Annotated in this window: 6 protein-coding genes and 1 pseudogene; 3 read left to right on the plus strand and 4 right to left on the minus strand. The window is 74.4% G+C overall.

Features of this window, described 5'->3' with window-relative positions:
* Nucleotides 1-647 (minus strand): annotated as a pseudogene (locus KS423_RS37515) (NADP-dependent oxidoreductase); the annotation flags it as partial.
* A 304-nt stretch (nucleotides 648-951) separates the two neighbouring features.
* Here KS423_RS37515 and KS423_RS37520 point away from each other — a divergent pair.
* Nucleotides 952-1,692: a PIG-L deacetylase family protein gene (locus tag KS423_RS37520; RefSeq protein ID WP_224284216.1), complete on the plus strand. Its 741-nt coding sequence runs from the start codon at nucleotides 952-954 to the stop codon at nucleotides 1,690-1,692.
* On the opposite strand, the gene KS423_RS37525 is transcribed toward KS423_RS37520, so the two are convergent.
* The 3 genes from KS423_RS37525 to KS423_RS37535 all read right to left on the minus strand — a co-directional run bounded on the left by KS423_RS37525 (nucleotide 1,689) and on the right by KS423_RS37535 (nucleotide 3,394).
* Nucleotides 1,689-2,354, minus strand: coding sequence for a DedA family protein (locus KS423_RS37525; RefSeq protein WP_224284217.1), 666 nt, complete (start codon nucleotides 2,352-2,354; stop codon nucleotides 1,689-1,691). The two genes, KS423_RS37520 and KS423_RS37525, sit on opposite strands and share 4 nt — an antisense overlap.
* Before the next feature lie 50 nt (nucleotides 2,355-2,404).
* A complete protein-coding gene (locus KS423_RS37530) occupies nucleotides 2,405-2,599 on the minus strand; it encodes a DUF1918 domain-containing protein (protein WP_224284218.1) in 195 nt (64 codons plus the stop codon).
* A gap of 126 nt (nucleotides 2,600-2,725) precedes the next feature.
* Nucleotides 2,726-3,394 carry a TetR/AcrR family transcriptional regulator gene (locus tag KS423_RS37535; RefSeq protein ID WP_224284219.1) on the minus strand — a complete coding sequence of 223 codons (669 nt, stop codon included), beginning with the start codon at nucleotides 3,392-3,394 and terminating at the stop codon, nucleotides 2,726-2,728.
* Nucleotides 3,395-3,771: 377 nt separating this feature from the next.
* Between KS423_RS37535 and KS423_RS37540 the strand changes: the two genes are divergently transcribed.
* Both KS423_RS37540 and KS423_RS37545 read left to right on the plus strand, forming a co-directional pair.
* Nucleotides 3,772-4,614: a phytanoyl-CoA dioxygenase family protein gene (locus KS423_RS37540; RefSeq protein ID WP_224284220.1), complete on the plus strand. Its 843-nt coding sequence runs from the start codon at nucleotides 3,772-3,774 to the stop codon at nucleotides 4,612-4,614.
* Between the two features lie 11 nt (nucleotides 4,615-4,625).
* Complete coding sequence (locus KS423_RS37545; protein WP_224284221.1) at nucleotides 4,626-5,195, plus strand: DUF6309 family protein; 570 nt, start codon at nucleotides 4,626-4,628, stop codon at nucleotides 5,193-5,195.
* Nucleotides 5,196-5,360: the final 165 nt, after the last annotated feature.

Consider the following 5,360-nt stretch of genomic DNA (forward strand, 5'->3'; position numbering starts at 1 on the left):
TCCGGCGCGGCCTCGGCCAGCTGCCCGGCGAACGGGCGCTCGCCGGGCACCAGCACCGCGTCGTAGCCGAGTTCGGCGGTCAGCCGCTCCGCCTTGGCGGGCGAGCGGGTGGTGCCGATCACCCGGGCGGCGCCGAGCAGCCGGGCGACCTGCCCGGCCATCGTGCCGACCGCGCCTGCCGCGCCGGTCACCAGCACCACGTCACCCCGGTGCACCCCAGCGGAGCGGGTCAGCCCGCCGTAGCCGGCCGAGGCGGTGGAGAGCAGGGCGAGCGGCTCCGGGAAGTCCGCCGGGACGGGGGTGAACCGCGCGGCCTCGGCGAGCGCGTGGCTCCGCCAGCCGTACAGGTGGGTGACCAGGTCGCCCGGGCGCAGCGGCCCGTCCTCCGGTGCGGCCAGCACCTCGGCGAGGGCGGGCCCGAACAGTGCTTCCCCCGGGGCGATGTGAGGCAGCGGCAGGCCTGAGCCCGCGTCGCCGATCAGCGTGCGCAGGCCGGGGAAGACCAGGAAGGCCCGGTTGCGGACGAGCACCTCCCCGGGGCCGGGGGCCGCCAGCGGCTCCTCCGCCACGGTGAAGTCCTCGGGGGCGGGCAGTCCGGTCGGAGCGGCGGTCAGCCGGACGACGCGGGCGGTGGTGGGCAGGGCCATGGCGGCGCTCCTCGGAGCAGGAGGTTGCGGCGGCGGTCGGTGCCGCCGCGGGACGCCCGGACGCTAACCCCTGACGCCTGCGTCAGAGGCAAGCCTGCCGGACAGCGCCGCGAGGAGGAGCAGAACCACGACCGGGTAGAGGACGACCGGCGTGTTCCCCGAGTGGACGAAGGCGAGCCGGATGCGGGTCATGCCCCTTCGACGCCGCCTGGCGCGCGGTAAGTTCCCGGTCGGCTGCCGGATATCGGTCCCGTGGCCGGGCACGTCCGTACGACCGTGAGCCGCACCGAGAGGAACGAGCAGCATGACCGAGCAGACCCCCGAGCCCTTCGAGCCCGTCGACGAGGACTGGCGGACCGCGCTGGCGATCGTGGCCCACCCCGACGACATGGAGTACGGCGGGGCCGCGGCCGTCGCCCGCTGGACCTCGCAGGGCAAGAAGGTCGTCTATGTGATGGTCACCAGCGGCGAGGCGGGCATCGACTCGCTGGCCCCGGCCGAGTGCGGCCCGCTGCGCGAGGCCGAGCAGGTCGCCTCGGCACGCGTGGTCGGCGTCGACACCGTGGAGTTCCTCGGTTACCCGGACGGCGTGGTGGAGTACGGCCTGCCGCTGCGCCGGGACATCGCCCGGGCGGTGCGCAGACACCGGCCGGACATCGTGATCACCAGCAACTTCCGGGACACCTACGGCGGGGTGCTCCTGAACCAGGCCGACCACATCGCGGTCGGCCGGGCCACCCTGGACGGGGTCCGGGACGCCGGGAACCGCTGGGTGTTCCGCGAGCTGCTGGCCGAGGGCCACGAGCCGTGGAGCGGCGTGCGGCAGATCTGGGCGGCGGCCTCGCCGGAGGCGAAGCACGCGGTGGACACCACCGAGCACTTCGACCGGGGCGTCGCCTCGCTGGAGGAGCACAAGGCGTACCTGGCCGGGCTGGGCGGGGCGATGGCGGAGCCACGGGAGTTCCTGGAGGGCTTCGGCCGGGACGCGGGCAGCCGGCTGGGGACGCGCTTCGCGGTCCCGTTCGAGGTGTTCCCGCTGCGCTAGTCGGGCCGTTCCCCGGAGGCGTCGGTGCCCGCGCGGCGCCGGCGCCGGTAGCGCAGCACCTGCCGGAGCAGGAGGGCGGCGACCAGCACGCCCAGCCCGACCGCGAACCAGACCTGGTAGCGCAGCGCCGTGTGGTAGACGGTGCCGATGTTGGCCCCGGCGACGTAGCCGAAGGTGCCCCAGACCGCCGTCCACAGCACCGCACCGAGCAGGTTGTACGGCAGGAACCGGCGCCACGGCATCTCCGTGGTCCCGGCGATGATCCCGTTGTACTGGCGCAGCCCGTCCACGAAGCGGGCGACCGTCACCACCTTGCCGCCCTGCCGGGCGAAGAAGGCGTCCGCGCGCTCCATCCGGGCCGGGGTGAGCAGCACGTAGCGGCCCCAGCGGTGGACGAAGGCGCGCCCGCCGGTGTGGCCGATCAGGTAGCCGAGGCTGTTGCCGAGCGCGGCGGCGCCGGCCGCGATCAGCAGGACGGCGGCGAAGTCGAGGTGCCCGGCGCCGGCGTACACCGAGGCCAGGACCAGGATGGTCTGCCCGGGCACCGGGATGCCGCAGTTGTCCAGCAGGACGAGCAGCGCCACCGCGAGGTACCCGTAGTGGTCCAGCAGTGGCGCGAGCTCGGCGAGTGCCCCGGGCAGCGGGGCCGTGGGGGCGGACACCGCTCCTCACCACCTCGCGCGGGTGGCGCGCGGAGCGGCGGGGGTGTGGGTCAGCGTTCCGCCTGGCGCTGTTCGATGTTGCAGTCGGGGCCGGGGTAGATCAGACCTTCGTGGCCGTCCTCGAAGCGGACCACGTACGGCGGCTCGCCGTCGGTGCCGCGCACCTCGATGATCTCGCCCTTCTGGTCCACCATGCCCACCGACCTGCTGTGGATGTGGAGCTGGTCACCTACCGCTGCGTGCATGGTCTGCTCCTCCGGTCGTGTGTTCCTGCCGCCTCCGCGGCCGTTCCGCTATCCACTGTGCTGCGGGCGCGGCGGGCTCGCAACGCCTCGGGCGGGCGGGGCGTCCGAGGCCCGCGGGTCCGGGCGTCAGCGGGCGGACGGTTGTTGCGCGAGGTAGCCGCGGACCAACCGCTTGCACTCGGCGATCAGTGTCGGATCGCCGTCGGGGGCGTCCCGGAAGGCCAGTTTGAGCACGGCGTCGGCGGCCTCCAGGGCTACCCGCAGGGTCAGTGTGGTGGCCGTCGGGTCGCCCGCCCGGAACAGTTCGCCGCCGAGCGCCTGGAGCCGCAACGCGACGGCGGTGTTGTTGTCCACGCCCGCGTCCAGTAGGTGCCGGTCGTCCCGGACACCGGTGGGGACGGCCGGGCCGGCCAGGCCGAAGTCCAGCCTTCCGAAGCCCGGCACCGCGCGTTTCATCGCCACGAACTCCTCCACCGCGAGGTCGCTGAAGACGGCGGGGCCGACCGGTGCGGCGGCGGCCAGCCGGGCGTCCAGGCGCTGGAGGTACTGGTCGAGGTTGCGGGTGGCGAGGGCGGCCAGCAGGTCCTCCTTGCCGGCGAAGAACTGGTAGAGGGTGCCGATCGGTACCTGGGCGCGCTGGGCGACCTCCTTGGTGGTGAGCGCGGTCGCCCCGACCTCGTCCAGCAGTCCGGCGCAGGCGTCCAGGATGCGGCCGTACCGCTCCAGGCTGCGCTGCTGGACCGGGCGGCGCCTGACCGGTCCGGCCGTCCGCTGACTCCTGGTTCCCGCGTTCATGACCTCACTGTGCCGCATCCGCTGTTGCGGCGGCGAATCACCGGGGCCCGAGCGGCCCGGAGTTCCCCGTGAGGCGGGAGCCGAGTGGTGGCCGGAGCTGAACGGCACGGTGGCGGGAAGGTGTCCAGGGGCCGGCATCGGCCTTGTCGTGGACGCGAGGACAGGTTCATACTCCTGAGGCGGACTACCTTGCGTGATCAACGCGTGCCTCTTCGTGGTGATCGCGATTCAGCTGTGGCGACCGAGGCGCCCGTGACGGACGCTCCGCCGCCACCCGAGGTCTGGATGACCCCCGTGTGCCTCCACTGCTCCTGTCACGTCCCGTGGTGCCGGATTCCCGTGTGTGCCCCGCCGAGCGGAAGGAGGGGATCGGTTCGGTGACGCTGTCCTCCGGAGGGCGCGAGGCCCTCGACACCGGGCGCCGCCGCCAGTTCCTGGAGTCCGGGTACCTGGTCCTGCCGGGCCTGCTGCCGGAAGCGCTGCGCGAGCGGCTCGCCCCCGAGGTGGACCGGTGGGTCGACGAGGGCCTGCGGGCCCGGTCGATCGCGGCGTGCGCCGACCCCTTGCGGTACGGACCGCCCCCGCTGCTGGAACTGGAGCTGCCGGCCCACGGCGAACTCCTCACCCACCCGCCGCTGCTGCGCACCCTGACCCGCCTGCTCGGGCCGGACTTCGTCTTCCACCACCTGCACAGCGACCGCCAGGACCCGGGGATCCCGGGCAAGGCCTGGCACCACGACTGCGAGCCCAACGACCGCTCCGACCCGTCCCTGCTGATGGTCCACGCGCTGCACTACCTCGGCGGACTGGACGAGAAGGTCGGCAGCCTGGCCGTGCTGCCCGGCTCGCACCTGCGCGCCGTCGGCAAGTCCGCCTTCGCCCACCACGGCACCGCGGAACTGCCCGGCGAGGTGGTGATCGACCGGCTGCCGCCCGGCTCGACGGTGCTGCTCAACTCGGCGCTGTTCCACACCCGCCGGCCGGCGCCCGAAGGGCCGGGCCGCCCCCGGTACTTCGTCGACGCCTCCTACTGCCAGGTGGGGGCGCGCTGGCGCCCGGTGAAGCCGTACTGGCGGCAGATGCTCGCCCGGGCCCGCGAACTGGACCTGGCCGACGGCCAGTGGCCCGAGCTGTTCGCGGAACGGCACTTCACCGAGTACAGCGGCGCCGGGCACAGCGGCGCCGGGTACACGGGCGCCGAATCCACCGGAACCGTCTGAGGAGCACTGCCGTGGAGATCGTCACCGCCGTCGCCTACCCCGAGGTCCACGCCGCCTACCTGCGGGACCACCCGGTGGAACGGGCCCACGAGGCGAACAGCAACGTGTACGGCGAGGAGAGCCTCGAACGCGCCGGCCGCATCCCCGGCGGCTGGCGGCGGATCCGGCTCTCCCGGGCGGACGTCCTGGGCGTCGTGCTGCCCTGGCACCTCAGCGAGGGCGGGGAGCTCGAACTGGTGCCGCGCTCCGGACTGACGGTGGCCGAGGCGGCCGAGCGGGTCCGCGCCGGCGGAGCCGCCTGGACCGCCGCCAACCCGGTCTGCGCGGCGAAGCTGAGGCTGCTGCGGTGGGCCCCGTTCACGCCCGTCTACCTCAGCACCGCCCCGATCGGCCACCCCGACTACGGGGACCTGAAGGTCCGGTCGGGCCTGATCCACCTCGACGGCCTGCACCGCATGCTGGCCTGGGAGTTGGCCGGGCGGCTGCCCGAGCGGGCGCTGCTGGACGGCTACCTGGCGGGCGACCCGCAGGTGGCCGCCGGACCCGCCCGGGAGGGCCGGGCGGGGGAGGAGCCGGCGTGACGTCCGCGACGCAGCACGTCCGATCCGCGCCCCCCGCCCGTTCCGCCCGCTCACTGCCCGGACTGCTCGCCCACCTCGCCCGGGCCCACCCGGACCGGCCCGCCCTGGGCGACGGCGTCCGCGGCTTCGACTACCGCACGCTCGACACCGCGGCCGCCCGGATCG

Source organism: Streptomyces sp. LS1784, assembly GCF_020103755.1.
Classification (GTDB): domain Bacteria; phylum Actinomycetota; class Actinomycetes; order Streptomycetales; family Streptomycetaceae; genus Kitasatospora.

Coding starts and splice junctions, on each gene's coding strand:
- KS423_RS37530 (WP_224284218.1), bottom strand. CDS start 2,599: ATGCACGCAGCGGTAGGTGACCAGCTCCACATCCACAGCAGGTCGGTG.
- KS423_RS37520 (WP_224284216.1), top strand. CDS start 952: ATGACCGAGCAGACCCCCGAGCCCTTCGAGCCCGTCGACGAGGACTGG.
- KS423_RS37535 (WP_224284219.1), bottom strand. CDS start 3,394: ATGAACGCGGGAACCAGGAGTCAGCGGACGGCCGGACCGGTCAGGCGC.